Below are 1,269 nucleotides of genomic sequence, written 5' to 3' on the forward strand. Positions count from 1 at the left end.
ATGTTTAGCTAAGTTTAAGGCAATAAGACTGGCATTAAAATGAAAATCAAGCCGTGGTAAATGACGAGCTTGACAATCTGACAATCCCGTAAATTGCTTAGCATCACGAAAAATAAACTCGATCTGAAAACGAGCCTGATAATATTCAACAACTTGCTCAGGCGGCAAGTGAACATCAGTGCTAAATAATAAAGCATTTTTGATTGTCCCGTTGGCTTGAACATCAGAGATACAAGCCAAACAAATTTGGCAATTTAAACAACAACTCCAGACCACCAATGTATATAAGGAAACTCCGGGTTTTATTTCTTTAAGAAAATTAAGACGACTTAAATCATGGCAGTCAACCTTGCCATCATATTTACGTGGAGCCCCCAGTTTATTTTGTTCACCTGTATAGAGATAGCGCAGGTTAGCATCACTTCTTAACTTGCCAATAAAGTTTAAATTTAAGTCCCGCACAGCATCCCAGAATTTAGCTCGATAGTAATAGCCATCAGCCACCAAATAACGTACACAAGTTGGGAAGTAACAACGAGTATTCTTTAGATGTTGTGCATAGTCATCAACTCTTGTGATGTCAGGCGTTGAGCTTTGAGGCTCCGGTTTTTTGCGAGATTTCTTAGACCAGCCATTCTTGGGATTTTGTGGCAGTTTTTTTACCGGTGTTATGGGAGGACGTGACGGAGTTTGTTGTACGCTTAAGCTATAAGATAAACGAGTCTCAATTTCGACAATAGAAATCACAGAAATTTCCAACCCCTGTTCCGATTTACCAGCTACACCATTATAAAAGTAAGCTTTACCGTCAGTTTTTTTGCCACTTTTTCTTAAAAAAGAACAATCAATAACAGCAATGACTGTGTGTTCAGGATTTAAGGCTTTTTCGAGGAAATATTTATTTAATTGTGGAAAGTTAAATGTTTTGAGAAAGTGACGACGATAAGTTTTTTCACTCAAACAACTATAACGACTGAGATTCGTGAAGTTGATTTTGCCATAGCTCAGTAAAATAGTTGAGAATAAAGTGATTAAAAACTTCTTTTGGGGTTGACTAATCCCTGGCATTTGTTGTAAAATGGATTCAATAATTTTCCTAAGGCAATCTGTTAAGCTTGTGTGTTTTTATAGCTTAACCTAAAAGAGCGCCTTTTTTTCTGTTCATTTTGGGTTCAGATTGCACTCACTTTTTTCGCTTCTGTGATTTATTGCGTAAGCGTTGCTTGCCGAAGCCATCGCCTCCCTCTTGAAAAACTGTCCGGAGTATTG

Annotated in this window: 1 protein-coding gene; it reads right to left on the bottom strand. The window is 37.6% G+C overall.

The genetic code is table 11. From position 1 onward, the window contains the following. Positions 1 to 1,068: transposase (locus tag QUB25_RS29660; protein WP_333189060.1), on the bottom strand; the 1,068-nt coding region annotated here is incomplete at its 3' end. Positions 1,069 to 1,269 lie beyond the last annotated feature (201 nt).

The sequence above is a fragment of the Microcoleus sp. B3-D7 genome (genome assembly GCF_036705305.1).
Taxonomy (GTDB): Bacteria; Cyanobacteriota; Cyanobacteriia; order Cyanobacteriales; family Microcoleaceae; genus Microcoleus.